Genomic DNA, 19,181 nt, shown 5'->3' on the forward strand with positions numbered 1-19,181 from the left:
GATGCTCTTTCAAATTTAAATTTATCACAAGGAGCAACCCATGGGTTTAAAGAACAGAATTCACGAAGGATATACCTATTTCATGACGATGACAGTTGTAGATTGGGTAGATGTATTTACCAGACCTGTTTATAAGGACATTATTGTAAATGCTCTTAAGTACTGTCAGCAAGCGAAAGGATTGGAAATTTACGGCTGGGTATTAATGACAAATCATTTACATCTAATGGCTTCTGCAAGAAATAGAGAAATAACGATGTCTGACATCTTACGAGATTTTAAGAAGTATACCTCTAAAAAGATAGTAGAAGCAGTACAGTTGGAACGGGAGAGTCGTCGGAACTGGTTATTGTATCGCTTTGAATATGCAGGAAAATATGAACCTAAAAATAAAATTTATAAATTCTGTCAGGATGGAAGTGAAGCTAAAGAGATTCTTACCCCTGAATTTTACCAACAAAAGCTAACTTAGCTGCATGATAATCCTGTAAGAGCTGGAATTGTTGAGCATCCAGACGAATACTTGTATAGTTCTGCACGAAATTATGCTCGGAAACTAGGCTTAATTGACGTTATTGTTGATTAGAAGCTCTATTTCTATCTTGGATTATAAATCCTTTACAGATAGCTTTCTGATTACAAATCCGAAAGAGCGTTAGTTCATAACTAACAATAAGGAACATTTGTATAACGATAGCTGTAGGTATATTTTAGTAGATGACTATCTATTTCTTGAATATAAGGCGGTGCTATTGGAACGCAATGTTTCTATAACTTTTAATAACTAATGCCCTATTGTATATATATAACATTAAATAATTTTTAAATGATATATTATCGTTTAACTAATACTGTAGACCCTAAAATAGTAGGAGTTACAGATGGGGCTGGTCAAGTACATATTGAAGTTGGTGATTTTTTAGAAAGAAACCAATGGTACAAATCTATTTTTCATGAAACAGAATTAGCTGGAAAAGACTGGTGGAAACCTTGGGCAGAAATTACAAAATATGCTCAACCTTTATACAAGGTGTTCATGGAAAAGAAAGCAAAGCATACGGACTATATTGATTTTTCAATGCGAGGTTTTGCTGTTAATAATCAACTACGTGAAATCTTAGAGAGTAGCCATTTACCACAAAATCATAAATTCTTACAAACGACCTTTATACAAAAAGAAAAAATTGTAGATGGCTATTGGTGGTTTGTCTATGACATGGACATAGGCGAACAAACTGTAGACTTTGCTAAGTGCGAATATGATTTGCGTTACCATAAACGCAACTTTGGTGAAAATTTTGCGGTTAATATTCAAACTTATCAAGAATACATGAATGTGTTTTATGAAACCGGTAGTGCCGTAGGCGTTTCAAAACTAGTCTTTAATCAAAACTTTGACCAAGAATTAGACCTATTCGGGATGCAATTTTTAGGGTCTAAAAACTATATTTCTGATAGGCTCTTAAAAAAGATGGAAGCTAATAGGATAACAGGATACGAAGCTATTTCACCCGAAAGAGACAAAAGACGATCAGAATTTTTAGGATATAGTTCTACTGAGTTAATATTTTCATGATCCAGAAACCCCTATCTTTAGTACTTTGTGGATTATTCTAGTTTATTTTTTGTAATCAATATAAATTATTCACTTATAATAACGTCAGTTACAAATTGCTTTTATCCAGCGTTTCAAGTGACGATTAAGAGCCTAATAATTGGAATGATTTAAGAATTAATCTTTCGAATAAACAAAATTATGAATACATACAAAACACTTAGGAATGAGGTTGATCCTAAAATTGTAGGTGTAAAACACGGAGCTGGGCAAGGGTTCCTAGATGAAGAATTTTATAGCAATCATCCTTTGTACAAAGACTTATTTATTTACAATGACAGATGGCCACTAGATATATGGAAAAAATGGGCCTCTTGGAAAGAATATGGACAACAACTCCGTAATATACAATTGTACAATAGTGCTAGAAAAACAGATATTTTATATATCGCAGGCTTAAGAAGAGGACTTATAGTGAGTGAAAGAGTAATAAATATTTTAAATGATTTCAATTTACCAGATCATAATTATTTTGATATAACACTCAATAAAAATGGAGAAATCATATCGGGCTATAAGTGGCTATGTTTTAATCTTGAAACAGGAGAACATACTGTTAATTTCCAGAAATGCAGTTATAATTTTAAGTATTTAATTTCAAAAGGATTTACTAATTACAAAAAAAGTGACATAAAAAATTACGAAGATTATATTAGTATATACAATGAAACTGGATCTGCGGTATTAGTTAATGATTTAATACTTAATAAAAATTTTAATAACCAGTTGGATTTATGGGTCACTCAATTTTTAACTAGTAAAATATACATATCAAATCGTTTAATAGATGCCCTTGAAGCTCATAATATTAGTGGGCTTAATTATGAAGATGATATTTACGACATATATATTGAAAGTGAATAAAGGATATGTTATCTATCAAAAATTTTGAGAATTAAGCTTTTATTACAGATGTTATCAAAAAACATCTGTAAATTCTGGGGGTATCAAGCCTGCTGAGTAGCACTTGCTTTCCTGTCCTAGGCTTTGCAGGTGCTTTAGTTAATAGTCATTAGCCCCCTAAACTGTTTTGATGTGACGTCTGGCATTTCATATTCGGAACAATTTGGGTAGGAGGCGATTTGTACCACTGGTGATAAATTACCATTTCCCAGCCAGACGCGATGAAGTCGCATCTCTACATGGGTTACTATAAGTGCTCTTTCGGATTTATAATCCGAAAGCCGTCTGTGGTGGATTTGCAATCCACCAAAACCAAAAAAGTCAGCTCCAATCGTGAAGCTGACTTTTATATGGTTAGGAGAGCAATTACTCTTTCCCTGGATTTTCGATGTTCTCTCTGATCTCGCGAGAAGCGTCTTTGAACTCGCGGATTCCTTTTCCTAGTCCCCGAGCCAGTTCAGGAATTTTCTTGGCTCCAAATAACAGTACGAAGGCTACAGCAATAAGTGCAACTTCGGGTCCTCCCATTCCAAACATAATGATGGTCGTTTTTAGTGAATAAGTTCTAGTTATAAAATTAGACACTAAAACCTTTGGTTGTTTAGTGTTCGTCGAAATTAAATACCAAAAATAAGCAAATTAGTTTCAAAACCATCCGGTTTTAAGGAGATGTTAAGCTTCGAACTTTACTAAAATGGGCTTATTGAGGGTTACTACCGGCGGCATACAGGCTGTTAGCCCAGGCTTTGGCGTATTTGGTTCGTAGCGATTCCGTCTTGATTAGCATGTCGATCAATTTCGTTTCCTGCGTGTTTACCAGGAATAGGGTACTCTCCCCAATAGTAAATTTCTGCTGTTCTGCTCGCACCAAAACCGCCTGATTTTCGGTAGCCAATCGCTGAAATTCAGCCTGTTGCTGATAGGATCGGGCCTGATTAAAGACCTGACGTACCGTAGTAGCAATGGTTCGCTGGGTTTGTTGCTGATCAAAACGAAGGTCCTGTTGCTTGATACGAACCTGCTGAAGTTTCCCGCGTTCTTTTCTCAGAAACAGTGGGAAACTAACTTCGGCTCCAACTTTGTAATTGTTGGTCATCCACCAGCCCGCATCGTACGAACCCATATTAACTGGCTCACGAATGAAGTTATAACTCACATTAACGACAGGTAGTAACTGGTTCTGCCGAAACCGTCGCTCAATGTCCAGTTGCTGTAACTTGAAATTGAATTTAATTAGCTCCGGGTGTTGTTGATTGGCCCGGGTCAGTAAGTTATTCAACTGTTCTTCGGTTGGTTCGGGTAAGGTAACACCGCCCGGAATCGCGTTCTCGGGTAGCTCGGCGGGTTCGTCGTTTGCTGTCCAGAGGTTATTGGAAATGCCCAGCCGCGTGTTCTGAAATTCCATGAGAGCCTCCTGATAGGATGCCTGCCGTTCCTGAACCGTAATTTTAGCCTGTACGGAATCAATCGGAGCCAAATCACCGATTTCTACGCGTTGCTTCACCGCCGTAAACCGAACCTGAGCCAGGTCTAACCCTTCCGAAGTAAATCGAAATTGCTGATACGCAAAGTACCAGTCCCAGTAAGTTTTGGCGGCATCGTACATGATCTTGATAACCAATTTCCGACGATCAGCTTCGGCAATATCCTGTAATAATCGGGCTTGTCGAAGGGTAGAACGGCGGGCATCAATCAGTAACCCCTGGGCCAGCGGAACGCTCAGACCCGCGTATACTAAACCCGCGTCGGGTGTGCGATACTGAGGGTTAATGTACGGACCCGTATTTCGATCAAAACCGGCCTTCAGGTCAATACCCGGCCAGGTTGGGATCTTCAGCGAGTTTTCCCAGTGGTTGTAATACTCCCGGTCCTTATATTCTTTTCGACTAAAATCCGAAGCCAGTTTAGGATCGAACATCCCCCGAGCCTGCATCAATTCCGTACGGGCATCCGCCGGAATCAGCTCGGATTGTTTGATCACGGGATGGTTTTTAACGATCAAATCCGCATAATCCGAAAAGGTAAAAATCCGAACCGAATCCTGAGCAGAAGCAAAACTGTAACTTCCCATCAGGATCAAAAGAAAAAATAGCTTTCGGAAAAACTTCCAGTAACTGAACACTGAACACCGAAAACGGAAGCCTGAATTCATCATTTTTTACCTCCCTTCCCTTCGTAGTCTCCTTTCGGTTCTTCTTTCAGGCTAGGTGGGAAGCCATTCAACTGACGCCAGATTTCATACCATACCGGAACGCTATCCAGCATAACCCAGCCGTATACACCTGAGCCTAAACGTAACTGCTTAGGCCAGGGGTGATCCCGACGTTCTTCCAGCTTGGGTGTTACCAGAATCCGGTATTCACCATTGGGAGAGTTCACCTGGTCAATAACCACGACGCGACCACCAAACGTACCCACGCTGACCGAGGGCCAACCCGAGAATTGCAGAGCGGGCCAGCCGTCAAAACGAATCCGCACTTCCCGGTTTTTCTGAATCAGCGGAACGTCCATGGCTTTTACGTACAGTTCTACTGCCATTTGCGGGTTCTGCGGTTGCAGCGTACAAATCGGCTCGCCTTCTTTGATGGTTTCGCCCACCCCAGCTTTCAGAGTTTTAACCACAATACCATTTTGAGGAGCTCGTAATACGTACTGATTACGACGAACCCCGACATTCGCTACTTTATTCCGTAACTCTGAAAGCTCCTTGCGGCCATCGCCCAGGGAAGAAACTGCCGAACTACGGTCAGAAAGCGATTTGGCTATTTCTTTCTGATAATCTGCATTAATCGAGTTCAATTCGATGCGGGAGTTAATCAAATCCTGACGGGAAATCGCCAGTTTATTTTGGGCCGCAACTAATTTAGCCCGCGAGCCCTGAAAGCTTAATTCACGGGTTTCGAGTTCTGTTTTCGAGAAAAGCCCCTGAGCGTACCCTTGCTGGAAACGTTCAAAACGAACTTCGGCGATTCGGAACTGAATCTGCTCATTTAACACGTCTACGCTGTCTGATTGCACTTTCGCCTGGGCTTGCAATACTTTGTTTCGAGCTTTGTCCAAACTTAGTCGCAGGGCATTTCGCAGGGCACTTAACTGATTGTCAACCGCGTCAATTTTACTTTCGTAACCGTCTACTGCCGTTTCTTTAGCTCCAACCTGTTCCGTTAATCGCTCGGGCAGATTCGGGTCGAAGTATTCATCCTTAACCTCGGAAAGCGTCAGAATGGTATCGCCTTTCTGGACAACCTGACCTTCCCGGACGTGCCATCTTTCGATCCTTCCGGCAATAATGTTCTGCACCGTCTGAGGCCGATCCTGCGGGGTAAGGGCCGTCACTGTACCCGTACCGTTAATGTTCTGCTGCCAGGGCATAAACAGAACAATGAACAGAATGAGTAGAATCCCAATAATCCAGCGGGCCAGTTTGCGGCCCGTCCGGTGGGTCGAAAGCGTTTTTAGTGAATTGATTTCGATCTCAGACATATCTGGATCGACTCGCTTGGGAGATATATTCAGCATCTTTATAGAATAATTGACTGTGGGTAGTTTCTGTGTCAAACAGGTCTGTAAACTACACGGGAGCTAGGAAATCAATAAGGTCCGTCACTAACAATTTTGCCATTTTCCAGAATTAAAACCCGGTCGCAAGCCGACAGAATTTCAGGGTCGTGGGAAATGGTAATGAATGTCCAGGGATGAGAAGGATCGCACACAAACTTGATGAGCTGTATTTTTTCTTCCCGATCCAGTAATCCGTAAAAATCAGAGAAGATCAACAACTTAGGCCGCTCCACGATGCAACGGGCTACGGTAATCTTAGCGTTGAAACTTTCCGAGAAACGTTGTCCCGAAGACAGCATCTGAGTGTCCAGACCATTGGGTAACTGACTGATTTTTTCCGTTAAATTCAGACTTTCAATAACCCAGCGAACATCCTCTATGGTAATGTTTGTCCGGCCCATGGTAATGTTTTCCAGAATAGTACCGTCGAAAATTTCTTCGTGGGAAACGTTTTTGGCCACGGCGTTGCGGAAATCATTTAATTGAATGTCCCGCAACGAAAACCCATTTACCGAAATACTGCCTTCGTAATCATTCAGAATACCGCTTAAAACCCGGAGCAGCGTATTTTTCCCACCGCCGTTTTTACCAGTGACGGCAATGCGTTCACCCGCTTTGATGGAAAGGTTGAGGCCCTGGAGAATAGCTCGTTTACCATCGGGGTAACGATAGGAAAGATTGTGCGTCTGCATCGAAAATTCCTGATCACGAATGGGAACGTTAATACCCCCGGTTCTTTCTAGTGGTAAGTCCGTTACTGCACTCATTTTCTCCGTTGCTGTGACCAAGTCAAAAATCGTGTCAATACTGGTAATTAACTTTTCTACGGAGCTTACAATCAGGACGATAATGATGTCAGAAGCCACAAATTGTCCTAACGTAATCTGACGATCTACGACCAGGAAGATACCCAAAATCAGCAGAGCCGCGATGACCAGCGTTTTAAAGGCGACCATGTAGTAGAAAATGCGGAGCAGGATTTTGAAGTGCTTCTCACGATACAGCAGATAGCGACTCACCAGATCGTCCATTTTCTGTAAAGGAAGATTGGTTTTTCCCACCACTTTAAAGCTATTCAGCGTTCGGGCGATGTCTTCCAGCCATTGAGCTACTTTATACTTGTACTTGGATTCGTTAAGGCTGGTCTCCAGACCTTTACTGGCATTCACCCGAAAGATAAAGAAGATCAGGATAATGGTCATTACTCCGAAGACGATGAACATCGGGTGATACGCAAAGAGCAGTAACAAACCGAAGGAAATCTGGATGACGGCTCCTGTAATATCAATCAGTACTTTCGGCAGGGCTTTTTGAATCGTGAGGATATCGAAAAAGCGGTTCATCAACTCGGGAGCATAATACTTGCTCAGCGACTCAATCTTAATGCGGGGAATGCGATAGACGTATTCAAAAGCAGCTTTGGCAAAAATGCGTTGCTGAAGAACCTCCACAATCGAAACCTGAACGATCTGTAAGATACCTGTGATTAAGGTTCCTACAATAACCAGAGCGGCTAGCAGGTATACGGAAGAAAAGACCAATCCTCCCTGAATCAGACCTACAATAGCCTGACTTCCCAGGGGTAAGCTCAGGGCGATTAAACCCGAAACAATGGCGTAAAGATAGAGGTAATAAATATCCCGACGTTCGTTTTTGAAGAGCTGTAAGGTGCGTCGCCAGGGGTTGACGTGTTCGGCCTCTTCGTTATTACCGCCTTCTTTCGTGAGCGGGTGCATAGGAAACGCCGTGAGAAAGACTACTTTACCATGTTTGTTTTTGACGGGGTTAATCCCTTCTCCGGTAATGGTTTGTTCGCCCGATTCTTCAATCGAAAAATGGTAAGGCTTCCCCTTTTTTAGATCTTTTCCGGCAATGATGGGTCGATAACCATCCTCCGTTTTCTCGAAAAAGACAAAAGGATGTTCACTTTCTTCTTTCCATTTCCAGAAATCGTCTTCGGTTTTTTCGTGCTTTACTAAAGCCAGATCAACGGTGAAGGCCTTTTCTGTTAAATCCGCGATGAAAGCCTCCAGCGATTCTGCCTGATAAGCTTTTGCCGATTCAATGAGATGTTTGGTTGAAGAATGAGTGAGCTTATCTGGGAAAAACAGCTCGGCCAGTTTACGAACTGTGTGATTTAATACATGAATCGTCATAATTTTTAAAGAATCAATGCGAGGGTAGTAGTTGTACTAAAAACATGGGAAACAAAACTTCAGCAGGCTCAGAAATGACGTACTAACATTCTTTGCCATTTACCATAACGACAAAACTAAATCTGGCGGTTCCTAAAGAAAAGATTCTCATCAACTTCTAATAATTTCTGGGGTGATTGTAATGACGTAAAAACACCTAAAAAAAGATAGCCAGCAGGGGTGGATTTTGGCGTTTGAAAGGTTTGAAAACAGTTTGAGCAGGTTGATTTGGTTTGACTATTATTTGATCTGGTTTGAAAAATAAGGTTTCAATAAAAGTAGTAAGCCTCTATCTACTTCTGGGGACGATTAGAGGAAGAGTTTAGGGTGTAATCTGTGGTTGAGAGTGAAAGGGAGCCTTACGAATGTTGCCTCCCCGGATGAAATCCGGGGACACGGTTAGTATGTAAGGTCATTACATGCCTGAAGCAGACATTAACACTCATCATAATCGTCTGTCATTCAGAGCGGAGCGAAGGATCTTATGACCTTTGTCGAGCTGGTTGAGTTATGCGGTAACTTGACTAACCCCGCCCCGTCCCATTACTCAGAAGGTCTCTCTCTTCGTTCGAGATGATAGAGGGAAGAAATAAGCCTGCTACCCCCTAGTGTGAGTTTCCATCTCGTTCCTACCCTAAGGCAGGTTCCACCTGCCGTTATCCCTCAAGCCTGCAGAAGCCCTGATTCGCAATAAGGTCTTTGATTATAAATTTTAGACAGCTTCTGAAAAGTTCTCTTTGTAAGAGACTTTGGTAAGGGATAGAAAGCTTGAAAGGGTTTGAAGGTTGGATGATTACTCCAACCTTCAAACCCCTTACTCATTCAAACGATGTTCAAACAAAGCCAGATTTCTCAAGCAGAATCAAACTTCTCAAACGATAACTACTTCAAACCACTAATCTCATAACTCTTCCCTTTCTGGGTTGGGAATGTTAGCAGGTAATAGCCGTTTTCCTGTTGTGGTTTGGCAGAAACGCCTTTCACCTGAATGGGATGAGCGGTCCTTACTTTACAGGGCTCTCCCTGAAGCGAAAGGATGCGACCCGATTGTAACTGGCCGTCTTTCCAACGCATATCTACCTCAAAACCGCCGCGAGCCTTCAACCCCGTTACCCGGCCTTCAGACCAGGCTTTGGGTAACGCGGCTAATAAATGCAGCTCGTGCAGGTGACTTTGCAGTAACATTTCGGTCATACCAGCGGTACCACCAAAGTTACCGTCAATCTGGAAGGGGGGGTGAGCATCAAAGAAGTTAGGATACGTGCCGCCACCGCGTTGGTAGGCGGTGCCGTTTTCGCGGGTATAATGCAATAATTGACGAATCAGCGAATAGGCATGGTCACCGTCGAGCAGTCGGGCCCAGAAGTTAATTTTCCAGGCTTTACTCCAGCCGGTTCCTTCGTCGCCGCGAAGCTCGAGCGAGGTGCGGGCAGCCTTGGCAAAATCGGGGGTAGCCAGGGGCGAAATCTGCCGACCGGGGTGTAAGCCAAATAAGTGCGACACGTGACGGTGATGCGGATCTTCGTCTTCCCAGTCTTTGTACCATTCCTGCAAGTTACCTTTGTGCCCAATGTGCAGGGGTAGTAATTTCTTCTTTTTCTCAATTAATACCTTTCGGAATTCTGCATCAGTGCCCAGCGTTTCCGAAGCTCAATGAGATTCGTAAATAAATCCCAGATAATAGACATATCCATCGTCGAACCGACGGTTACATAAGCCCGTTTCCCATCGGAATTAATGAATGAGTTTTCGGGAGAAGTGGAGGGCGATGTGATGAGGTAACCGTCTTTGTCTTCGATCAGGTAACCTAACAAAAACGTAGCGGCCCCTTTCATGACCGGATATGCCGTTTCTTTCAGGAACTTTTTATCGCGGGTAAAGGCGTAATGTTCCCACAAATGCTGCGAAAGCCAGCCGGCGGCTTCGTTCCAGTTGGCCCACATGGGATCGCCATCGCCCACATCACCCACGGCGTTAGAGGCTGCCCAGATATCGGAGTTGTGGTGAGCCACCCAGCCGGGCAGGTTATAATATTCTTTGGCCGTCTGAACACCCGTCTTCGAAATGTTTTTCGTCAGTTCAAATAAAGGCTGATGCAGCTCGGAAAGGTTAGTAACCTCTGCCGGCCAGTAGTTCATCTGGGTATTAATGTTGATTGTATAATTTGAACTCCAGGGAGCCCGCATGTGATGATTCCAGATGCCCTGCAAGTTAGCCGCTGCACCGCCCGGACGAGAGCTGGAAATGAGCAAATACCGACCGTAATTAAAGTAAAGCGTTTCCAGGGAAGGATCTTTCGCTCCCTGAGAATAGGCATCCAGTCGCTCGTTGGAAGCTAAAGTAGAAGGTGTATTCGAATCGTTTAGCTGAAAGGTAACCCGTTTGTAGTACTTCTGATAATCAGCAATATGGCGGGCGAGTAACGTTTCATAAGCTTTAGAAGCGGCCTGATTCAGGTAAGTATCAGCTAACTTTTTTTCGTCTTTACCTTCGCTGTCGGGGCATTTGTCAAACCCGTTGAAACTCGTCGCGGTGGATACTAACAACACCACTTCACTGGCGTTTTTGACATGAATTCCAGCCGTATCCGCCTGAACCTGACCTGTTTTCGTAAGGGCTCGAACCTGAAACTGAAATCGCATGCCCTTACAACCCGAAGCGTCTTCGTAAATGATGGGTTTGCGTGAAGGCGAGTTATAGTAGTTAGGGTCTACCTGAGCAGGAGCTTTTCCATGGATAACCAGTTCGTTCGTGCCTCTGGAACTTTTACTAAACCGCAATGGGCTACTGCTCTGAACATCAAAAGAAAGAGCCCCCGGCTTGCTGGCTTTTAGCCGAATAACCATGACCTGATCGGGAGCAGAAGTAAAGATCTCACGGGTATACGTAACCCCGTTACTCGTAAAACGGGTAGTGGCCAAGGCCTGATTAATATCCAGATCGCGGTAATAATTCTGGGGGGAAGATACCGATTGAATAATCTTCAGATCACCTATGGGCATATAGCTCTGGGTATAATGACCCTGCATTTTCTTGAGCAAAGCCACTGCTTTGGGGTAATCTTCCGCCGCCAGTGCTTCCCGAACCTGCGGTAAGTATGAGGCTGCCTGCGGATTGACACCCGGCTGAACAGGCCCGCCTGACCAAAGCGTAGACTCATTTAATTGAATAAGTTCCTGCTCGGGGCGACCGAAAATCATACCGCCGATTCGTCCATTACCCACGGGCAAGGCTTCTGTCCATATTTCGGCGGGGGCTTTGTACCAGAGTTTTTCGGATTGTCCATAACTAATCAGCGAACTAGTGACCAGCAGGGAAAAGGTGAGTAACTTTTGAAACATAAGGCTGTGATAGGTAAAGATTTAGTTTTACGATTGATAGTTTCAGAGATGCTAAGCAATAGTTAAGTAACACAGAGAAAATAAACGGATAGATACCCTTTTGGTGAAAACGATTTCATTCGTTTCATCCATCCGTCCGAAAGGGTGAAGCAGGTAACCCTTCTTTGTTGTAGAGATTCACATCAGGCACTTGCGTCCAGCCGTAGCGAACGGCAACAGGATTGGGTACTCTTTCACTGAAAACAAGTACTGTCTTTCCCTTGATTCGGGCCTGAGCCGGCACGAACTTCTGATCGGCTCCAGCGATGGTAAATCCTTTCAACGCGGTATCAGGGGTTATTAGTCCCCTGCCTGTGTGACTGAATTTAAGGATAACCAGATTCCCTTTTACTCGCATGGACTCATAAATCGGGCCGGAGTATTCCATTTTTTCACCATAAGCCAACACCTTGGCTGCCCGGCTCAATCGCTCACCTACGGGCTTTTTATTCGTAGGATGAATATCGTTTGCGTCACCACAGTCGGTAGTCACGACCATCGCCGTATTTTTCGTCTTTTTTAAACTAATCAACTGGGCTTCCCGAATCTCGGGTGGCATCATCTTAAATGGAGCAATTTGGACGAATAAAAAAGGAAAATCCCCCTGCTGCCATTCCGATCGCCATTGGGCAATCAGGGTCGGGAACATGGTCTGATATAACTTCGACTGATGAGCATTATTTTCACCCTGATACCAGATTACCCCTTTGATTGCATAAGGAATCAGCGGCTTGAGCATTCCGTTATATAAACCGCTGACGTAAGATCCCTGCTGCGTATGGTAAGGCTGTACGGGGCGTTTGGGTAAGGACTTTTGCTCCTGAACCGCCTGTAAAGAATCAGTCCGGTATTTAGCCCAGAGGAGTTCCATTTTTTTATTCAATGAACTAACGGTATTAGGCTCGTATTGCAACGATTTATCGTAGGCTTCTACCAGCTTTTTCAGTTCGGGCGTAGCTTCCAGGGCTTCCCGGCTCATCCAGTTTTGAGCCGGAGAACCGCCGTAAGCCGTCAGAATAATACCGATGGGTACCTGATAGGTCTTGTATAAGTCACGGGCAAAGAAGTAGCCCACGGCAGTAAAATCGCTCACGGTTTTGGGCGAGCAAACGACCCACTCGTGGTAGGTGTCATAAACCGGAGCCGGGGCGTAATTTTTGGTTAGGGCATATTGCCGAATTTGCGGGTAATGAGCCGCGTCGCGTTCTTTTTCCCAGTTATCAATCAGCTTCTGCCCTTCACGCGGGCCTAGTTGCCGCTCCATGTTGGACTGCCCGCTGGCAATCCAGACGTCGCCTACGAGTAAGTCTGAAATAGTGATCAGGTTAGAGCCCTGAATGGTCATGGTATAAGGCCCACCGACGGGTAAGGGTTTGAGTTTTACCATCCATTTGCCGTCTTTCGCCTGTGTCCGAATGCTTTGTCCGGCAACTCTTACCGTGACCGATTCATCGGAAGTAGCGGTTCCCCAAATGGGCACCTCAACGCCGCGTTGTAATACCAAATGATCGCTGAACAAACTATTCGGTGTTACGGTGGCGTGTAGCGAAAATGAGGGCAACAGGACTAAAGACAAAAAAGCCCATTTCATAGAACAAGTGTTTAGAGTTCTAAAACAAAAATAGCCTCTGCCATGTACAGAGGCTATTGAAATATTAGTTTTCATAACAACTGAAAACTAACCATAGAAAACGGTAAACTAGTACGCTCTGGCGAAGATGACGCGACGCTTGGAAGGTTTACCCGAGAAGATACAAACGCCTTCTTCTTCGGGGGAATCCAGAGGGATACAACGGATGGTTGCTTTCGTTGCATCCTTGATCTGATCTTCGGTTTCTGAGGTTTCGTCCCAGTGAGCCAGCAGGAATCCGCCCTGTTCGATTTTCTCCTGGAATTCTTCCCAGGTATCGACTTTGAACGTGTTTTCTTCTCTGAATTTCAGAGCTTTGTTATAGATGTTTTGCTGAATGTCCTCCAGTAAGTTCTGGATGGTTTCAACGATGCCGTCAATGGCAACCACCTGTTTCTCCTTGGTGTCGCGACGAGCTAATTCCGTCGTTCCATTTTCGAGATCACGAGCCCCAATGGCCATCCGAACGGGTACGCCGCGAAGCTCATATTCAGCAAATTTCCAGCCTGGTTTTTCCGCAGAGGAATCATCAAATTTCACCGAAATGCCTTTGGCTTTCAGTTCTTTGATGATGGGTTCCAGACGATCATAGATAGCATTCAATTGCTCATCATTCCGGAAAATAGGAACAATAACCACCTGAATTGGAGCCAGTTTGGGAGGTAATACCAAACCCTGATCATCCGAGTGAGCCATAATCAACGCACCCATCAGACGCGTAGAAACGCCCCAGCTTGTTCCCCATACGTATTCGAGTTTATTATCTTTCCCGAGGAACTGCACGTCAAACGCTTTCGCAAAATTCTGACCCAGGAAGTGCGAAGTTCCCGCCTGAAGAGCTTTTCCATCCTGCATCATGGCCTCGATACAGTACGTCTCCACGGCTCCGGCAAAACGCTCGTTCGGCGTTTTGACCCCGCGAATCACGGGCAGAGCCAGCCATTCTTCCGCAAATTTGGCATACACTTCCAGCATTTGTTCCGCTTCTGCTACGGCTTCCTCTGAAGTAGCGTGAGCGGTGTGGCCTTCCTGCCAGAGAAACTCTGCCGTGCGAAGGAACAGACGCGTACGCATTTCCCAGCGAACAACGTTGGCCCACTGGTTAATCAGCAATGGCAGGTCACGGTACGACTGCACCCAGTTTTTATAAGTACTCCAGATCACTGTTTCAGAAGTAGGACGAACAATGAGTTCTTCTTCCAGTTTAGCCTCTGGATCAACGATTACTCCCGAACCATCCGGGGCATTCTTCAGACGGTAATGGGTAACAACCGCACATTCCTTGGCGAAGCCTTCGACGTGGCTCGCTTCTTTTGATAAGTAAGATTTAGGAATAAACAGCGGGAAGTACGCATTAACGTGTCCAGTTTCTTTGAACTTGTCGTCGAGAGCCCGCTGCATTTTTTCCCAAATGGAATAACCATAGGGTTTAATGACCATGCAGCCCCGTACCGCAGAGTTTTCAGCGAGATCGGCCCGTTTGACCAAGTCAAGGTACCACTCGGAGTAATCTTCATTGCGGGATGTAATGCCTTTGCTCATGGAATTTTTCTGAGAAATTGACTGTTAGTTAATTAAACTTAGTAGATTGATTGTCAATCGGTAACTAAGTGAAATCAATGCTAACGAAGTCAAATGTTAAAATTGTCGTTAATAAAAGTTAAAGTCTTTTTAGAGGATTGCAAAGATACGTTTTAGCATTAAGTTTGTAACAGTCGCAACGAATACTGTCACATTGAAGGTAAAAATTAACTTCAAAACCCATAAGATCATGAAAATGAGGAATGTTTCAAAATACCTGGCGGTAGCCCTTCTGGCGGGTGTTTGGGGATGTAGTCCATCTACCCAACGTTCCTTCGTGTATGACGACCTTTATTCTTCTTCTTCGGATGTCCGGGCCATGGCCTATAGTAATAAACAAAATGACGTTGTAGAAGATCAGACCAAAGGGGAGAACCTCGCGGGGAACGAATATTACAACCAGACACTGGCCGATAAATATAACAATCGTCATTACGCAGGAAACGGCGTATACGACAATCTGTACGGCTATAATAATTACAATAACAACTACGCCTATAACTCAGGCTTTGGGAACTGGAATCCATATGGATGGAATTCCTGGAATAGCTACAGCATGTTTGGCTCGCCTTATTACGGTGGGCTGTACAATGGCTTTGGTGGTTTCGGCCCCGGCCTTTCGATTGGTCTAGGCATTGGCAGCAGCTTCTACCGTCCCTGGAGTATGTGGGGCATGGGTGGAGGTTACTGGGGCAGCCTGTATGATCCCTGGTATGGCAGTAGCTGGGCTTACAATCCCTATGGCTTTGGCTATGGTGGATGGGGTAGCCCTTACTACGGTGGCTGGGGCTATGGTGGCCTGGGTTATCCTTATTATGGAGGAGGTTATTATGGCGGCGGAACAGTCATAACGCAACCTATTGATAATGGTAATAGCTCTTACAGTCGTCCAAGAGCAGCGGGTTATAATCGCTCTCAATCGGCCTATAATGGAGATTTTAGAAATTCTACTGTAGGTGGTACGTCAACTGATCGTGGAGGTAGAAGCTCTTATAATAATTCTTCTGCTAGTAACAACAGCTACTATTCCCGTCCTCGACGCGAGACGTCGTCCTATTCTGATTCTTATAATCCAAATAGCAACACTTACCGAAGTGGAAACGGAACGGTAGATCGTCAGAACAACACCTACTCACGTAGCTGGAATAACGACAATAATAGCCGTTCGAATAGCTGGAATAACAATAACTCCAATTCTTGGAATAACTCAGCTCCTTCCCGGAGTTACTCAGCTCCAGCTCCTTCCATGAACAGTGGTGGTGGCGGAGGAGCTCGTTCCCGTGGTCCGAGATAATTCGCTTAACAAACTTTAACGCACATTAAACCCCGTTAATTCAACAGAATTGACGGGGTTTTCGTTATTTAACCGTGTAGTTGGCCTGGAGTATATCTGGCACTGCTTTTTCCGTAAGCTATTTTATATTTTGATCGAGCCTATATATTGACCATGAAACGTCTTCTCTATGTCGCTGCTTTGTTAGTAGTATCACAGGCAGCAATGGCACAGGACAATAGTTATGAATCATTGTCCCGTCTTTTTTCTCAGACTAACCCACAGGGCTCGGCTCGCATGCAGGCGATGGGAGGTACTCATACGGCTATTGGTGCGGATGTTAGTAACATTAGTGGCAACCCGGCGGGTCTGGGGTTTTATACCCGCTCGGAACTGAGTATATCCCCTATGTTTAGCCAGCGTAATAATTCGTCACAGTATATTAACAGTACTCAAAATGCTAATGCCAACCAATTTGCTCTGGGAAATTTTGGAGTAGTTTTTGCCGCAAAAACCGGAATCCTGTGCAATCAGGAGGGTGGCAGGGAGGAGCCTTTGGAGCTAGTTATTCACGCCAGAATATTTTTAAAAATAATACTCGGTTTGGAGGTAGAAATAATGTTAGCTCAATGGCAGATGCGTTTGCCGAAACAGCTAATAATGAAGCTAAGGGGGGAGTGACTTCCAACGCATTTAAAACAGATCTGAATCTTTACGGACCAGAATTTAATTACCCTACTTCCATGTACTATTATGGTTTGCTGATTGACCCCAGTTCGGCAGATGGCAGTCCTTATTACGGAACAGGACGTGACCAGATTACAGGAGAGCGTATCAATCCAACAGATCAAAGTTTCTCTTCTGTAAGTACCGGGTACACCAACCAATGGAGTTTTTCATATGGAGCAAATTATATGAACAACTATACGTTGGGGTAGGTTTAGGGTTAAGCCGATTCAATTACACGAATAGCAATACCATGACTGAGGCCTTTGTTGCCTTACCTAACGCCCCCCTGGGAGCCATTCATGGATTTACAAATACTACGGATTTAACAACTTCTGGCAATGGATTTAATTTATCGGCAGGGTTGATCTATCGACCTTCGGATGTAGTACGGTTAGGACTTTCTTTGACTACACCTACATGGTACAGAGTAAGTGAAACCCTCTCCCGAACGCAACGAACCGACTTGCAAATTCCGTTTGAAGTCAGTGGGGGAAGCAATGGAACGTTCCCCGAATTTGATAATTCACGGGATATTGATAATAATCTTTACAATCGGAGTTTACCTCAAATGTTACAAAACGCCGGATATGGAATGTCGAATTTTAATGGGGTCAGTTACATCACCAGTGTTCCTACCTTAAGTACGTATCCATTAGATTCCAGATATCGACTACGTACTCCTCTGAAAGTTAGTGGAGGACTTGGTATCTTTTTTGGAAAAAATGGATTCATTTCTGCCGATGCCGAATTTGTAAATTATACGGGTATGAAGTTATCTGGAAATGCCTCAGAGTCTGATGAAAGTTTTGAAAATGGGACTTATACCCGTAGTATAAAGGATACATATCGGAATGTTGTAAATCTGAAATTAGGTGGAGAGTATAGACTGAATCGTTTGAGTTTGCGGGCTGGTGTAAGCTATTATCAGGACCCTTATCAACAAACTACCCAATTCAATAACTTAGATCGTAGCCGCTATATTTTCTCTGGCGGATTAGGCTATAAAACGAATGGTTTTTATATTGATGGAACGGTTCTTCATGGCCAGCAAACAACAGCTTATTCTCCTTATGTGTTGTCGGATGCAAGTGCCTATGCCTCAGCACGCATCAAAAATCAGACGACTAACGCAATTCTGACCATTGGAACGTATTTCTAATTCAGAGTTACAATACAAGTAAAAAGACGCTGTGATTATTTCACAGCGTCTTTTTTTATGATTCCCTCGCAGTCGCTCGGCTTTAGCCGAGTGACGATATAGCTTGATAGGCCTCTGGCCGATGGTAGCAAGTCTGTTTTGATTGGGGAAAAAATTGTTGGCTGACCCCCTATTGGTTCGCAGTCTACCGGCCAGAGGCCTAGAGCTAGGTAGTCACTCGGCTAGAGCCGAGCGACTGCGGATGGGGTTCTCCGAACGCAACAAGAGACCTTGGGTAGAATGAGGCGGGGCTGGCTTAGTCAAGTTTTTGCATGACCCAACCAACTCGAAAAAGGTCATAAGATCCTTCGCTTCGTTCGGAATGACAGACGCTGATGATCACGTAATGACGTATCCTTATAGGTATGAGATAATTATGATTATCAACCGTATCGCCGCGTTGTCCCCGGATGAAATTCGGGGACATTCTTCATAAACTCTTCCATCCAATGGTCCCCCAAAGCAGGGAGAGGCTTTCTTAATTTAGTTAAATCTTATTTTAGACAGCCTCTAAATTTTGTAATTAGTTACTACGCTACGGTCCTGTTGTAAAATGTTGACTATAAGTTAATAAACTAAAAACTATCAACTACTTATTACCTGAAGGTGCCTCAAAATTTCCAGCATCGTTTGCACATCGGTTTCTCCGGCGATGGTTACGTCTGCCTGTTCGTAGTAGTTTCGACGGTTAGCAATTTTAGTTTCCAGGGCCGCTAGTAACTCCGCCGGGTCTTCAGTAACCAGCAGAGGCCGATCATTTTTTTTGGTGTGAAGGATCCGGTCCGCCAGAATTTTCGGGGGAACATCCAGAAAAAGGCTAACGCCATTTTCCTTGATAAAGGCCATGTTATCATGAAAACACGGAACGCCACCACCCGTCGAAACAACCAGACCCGCATCAGCCGGAAAGCTCCGAAGCATTTCACTTTCTACGGTTCGGAAATAGGGTTCCCCTTTTAAATTGAAAATTTCAGCAATGGTCAGTAACTCACGAATCTCAATTCGCTTATCCATGTCCACAAACTCGTAGCCAATTTCACGGGCTAGGCTTCGTCCCAGCGTGCTCTTGCCGGAAGAGGGCATACCTAGTAAAAAAATATTCTTCATGTAATACCT

The 19,181-nt window shown here is 44.2% G+C and carries 16 protein-coding genes; 7 read left to right on the forward strand and 9 right to left on the reverse strand.

The window, feature by feature from the left end; genetic code table 11:
* Positions 1-40: 40 nt before the first annotated feature.
* The 3 genes from BWI96_RS08310 (at position 41) to BWI96_RS08320 (ending at position 2,479) form a co-directional block, all read left to right on the forward strand.
* Positions 41-472, forward strand: a complete 432-nt coding sequence (locus BWI96_RS08310) for a transposase (RefSeq protein ID WP_232793644.1) — start codon at positions 41-43, stop codon at positions 470-472.
* A gap of 354 nt (positions 473-826) precedes the next feature.
* A complete protein-coding gene (locus tag BWI96_RS08315; protein WP_106636196.1) occupies positions 827-1,576 on the forward strand; it encodes an imm11 family protein in 750 nt (249 codons plus the stop codon).
* Positions 1,577-1,756: 180 nt separating this feature from the next.
* Complete coding sequence (locus tag BWI96_RS08320) at positions 1,757-2,479, forward strand: hypothetical protein (RefSeq protein ID WP_106636197.1); 723 nt, start codon at positions 1,757-1,759, stop codon at positions 2,477-2,479.
* A 405-nt stretch (positions 2,480-2,884) separates the two neighbouring features.
* Here the strand turns inward: BWI96_RS08320 and BWI96_RS08325 are convergent, their stop codons facing one another.
* The 8 genes from BWI96_RS08325 to proS form a co-directional block, all read right to left on the reverse strand.
* Positions 2,885-3,055 carry a twin-arginine translocase TatA/TatE family subunit gene (locus BWI96_RS08325; protein ID WP_106636198.1) on the reverse strand — a complete coding sequence of 57 codons (171 nt, stop codon included), beginning with the start codon at positions 3,053-3,055 and terminating at the stop codon, positions 2,885-2,887.
* A gap of 163 nt (positions 3,056-3,218) precedes the next feature.
* Complete coding sequence (locus BWI96_RS08330; RefSeq protein ID WP_198555197.1) at positions 3,219-4,589, reverse strand: TolC family protein; 1,371 nt, start codon at positions 4,587-4,589, stop codon at positions 3,219-3,221.
* An 80-nt stretch (positions 4,590-4,669) separates the two neighbouring features.
* Positions 4,670-6,037 carry an HlyD family secretion protein gene (locus BWI96_RS08335; RefSeq protein WP_106636200.1) on the reverse strand — a complete coding sequence of 456 codons (1,368 nt, stop codon included), beginning with the start codon at positions 6,035-6,037 and terminating at the stop codon, positions 4,670-4,672.
* A 71-nt stretch (positions 6,038-6,108) separates the two neighbouring features.
* On the reverse strand, positions 6,109-8,235 hold the full coding sequence (locus tag BWI96_RS08340) for a peptidase domain-containing ABC transporter (protein WP_106636201.1): 2,127 nt from the start codon (positions 8,233-8,235) through the stop codon (positions 6,109-6,111).
* A 921-nt stretch (positions 8,236-9,156) separates the two neighbouring features.
* On the reverse strand, positions 9,157-9,828 hold the full coding sequence (locus BWI96_RS23220) for a glycoside hydrolase family 95-like protein (protein ID WP_369804113.1): 672 nt from the start codon (positions 9,826-9,828) through the stop codon (positions 9,157-9,159).
* A 50-nt stretch (positions 9,829-9,878) separates the two neighbouring features.
* Complete coding sequence (locus BWI96_RS08345) at positions 9,879-11,615, reverse strand: glycoside hydrolase N-terminal domain-containing protein (RefSeq protein ID WP_369804114.1); 1,737 nt, start codon at positions 11,613-11,615, stop codon at positions 9,879-9,881.
* Between the two features lie 124 nt (positions 11,616-11,739).
* Positions 11,740-13,245 (reverse strand): sialate O-acetylesterase, encoded by a 1,506-nt coding sequence (locus BWI96_RS21875; protein ID WP_198555198.1) that lies wholly within the window; start codon positions 13,243-13,245, stop codon positions 11,740-11,742.
* A gap of 108 nt (positions 13,246-13,353) precedes the next feature.
* Complete coding sequence (gene proS / locus BWI96_RS08355) at positions 13,354-14,826, reverse strand: proline--tRNA ligase (RefSeq protein WP_106636202.1); 1,473 nt, start codon at positions 14,824-14,826, stop codon at positions 13,354-13,356.
* A gap of 229 nt (positions 14,827-15,055) precedes the next feature.
* On the opposite strand from proS, the gene BWI96_RS08360 reads away from it, so the two are divergent.
* From BWI96_RS08360 to BWI96_RS08375, 4 genes are all read left to right on the forward strand, one after another.
* On the forward strand, positions 15,056-16,159 hold the full coding sequence (locus BWI96_RS08360; RefSeq protein ID WP_106636203.1) for a hypothetical protein: 1,104 nt from the start codon (positions 15,056-15,058) through the stop codon (positions 16,157-16,159).
* A gap of 153 nt (positions 16,160-16,312) precedes the next feature.
* Positions 16,313-16,819, forward strand: coding sequence for a hypothetical protein (locus BWI96_RS08365; RefSeq protein ID WP_106636204.1), 507 nt, complete (start codon positions 16,313-16,315; stop codon positions 16,817-16,819).
* Complete coding sequence (locus tag BWI96_RS08370) at positions 16,816-17,076, forward strand: hypothetical protein (protein WP_106636205.1); 261 nt, start codon at positions 16,816-16,818, stop codon at positions 17,074-17,076. Before BWI96_RS08365 ends, BWI96_RS08370 begins: the two co-directional genes overlap by 4 nt.
* A gap of 41 nt (positions 17,077-17,117) precedes the next feature.
* Complete coding sequence (locus BWI96_RS08375) at positions 17,118-18,026, forward strand: hypothetical protein (protein WP_106636206.1); 909 nt, start codon at positions 17,118-17,120, stop codon at positions 18,024-18,026.
* 624 nt (positions 18,027-18,650) lie between these two features.
* Here BWI96_RS08375 and BWI96_RS08380 read toward each other — a convergent pair.
* Positions 18,651-19,172 (reverse strand): shikimate kinase, encoded by a 522-nt coding sequence (locus tag BWI96_RS08380; RefSeq protein WP_106636207.1) that lies wholly within the window; start codon positions 19,170-19,172, stop codon positions 18,651-18,653.
* Between the last annotated feature and the right edge of the window lie 9 nt (positions 19,173-19,181).

The organism is Siphonobacter sp. SORGH_AS_0500, from assembly GCF_002838835.1.
Taxonomy (GTDB): Bacteria; Bacteroidota; Bacteroidia; order Cytophagales; family Spirosomataceae; genus Siphonobacter.

Bases quoted from the DNA above. Each gene is read 5' to 3' on its own strand.
- BWI96_RS08375 (WP_106636206.1), top strand. From the start codon at position 17,118: ATGACTGAGGCCTTTGTTGCCTTACCTAACGCCCCCCTGGGAGCCATT.
- BWI96_RS08320 (WP_106636197.1), top strand. From the start codon at position 1,757: ATGAATACATACAAAACACTTAGGAATGAGGTTGATCCTAAAATTGTA.
- BWI96_RS08330 (WP_198555197.1), bottom strand. From the start codon at position 4,589: ATGGGAAGTTACAGTTTTGCTTCTGCTCAGGATTCGGTTCGGATTTTT.
- BWI96_RS08360 (WP_106636203.1), top strand. From the start codon at position 15,056: ATGAAAATGAGGAATGTTTCAAAATACCTGGCGGTAGCCCTTCTGGCG.
- BWI96_RS08345 (WP_369804114.1), bottom strand. From the start codon at position 11,615: ATGTTTCAAAAGTTACTCACCTTTTCCCTGCTGGTCACTAGTTCGCTG.
- proS (WP_106636202.1), bottom strand. From the start codon at position 14,826: ATGAGCAAAGGCATTACATCCCGCAATGAAGATTACTCCGAGTGGTAC.
- BWI96_RS08340 (WP_106636201.1), bottom strand. From the start codon at position 8,235: ATGACGATTCATGTATTAAATCACACAGTTCGTAAACTGGCCGAGCTG.
- BWI96_RS08365 (WP_106636204.1), top strand. From the start codon at position 16,313: ATGAAACGTCTTCTCTATGTCGCTGCTTTGTTAGTAGTATCACAGGCA.
- BWI96_RS21875 (WP_198555198.1), bottom strand. From the start codon at position 13,245: ATGAAATGGGCTTTTTTGTCTTTAGTCCTGTTGCCCTCATTTTCGCTA.
- BWI96_RS08335 (WP_106636200.1), bottom strand. From the start codon at position 6,037: ATGCTGAATATATCTCCCAAGCGAGTCGATCCAGATATGTCTGAGATC.
- BWI96_RS08315 (WP_106636196.1), top strand. From the start codon at position 827: ATGATATATTATCGTTTAACTAATACTGTAGACCCTAAAATAGTAGGA.
- BWI96_RS08325 (WP_106636198.1), bottom strand. From the start codon at position 3,055: ATGTTTGGAATGGGAGGACCCGAAGTTGCACTTATTGCTGTAGCCTTC.
- BWI96_RS08310 (WP_232793644.1), top strand. From the start codon at position 41: ATGGGTTTAAAGAACAGAATTCACGAAGGATATACCTATTTCATGACG.
- BWI96_RS08380 (WP_106636207.1), bottom strand. From the start codon at position 19,172: ATGAAGAATATTTTTTTACTAGGTATGCCCTCTTCCGGCAAGAGCACG.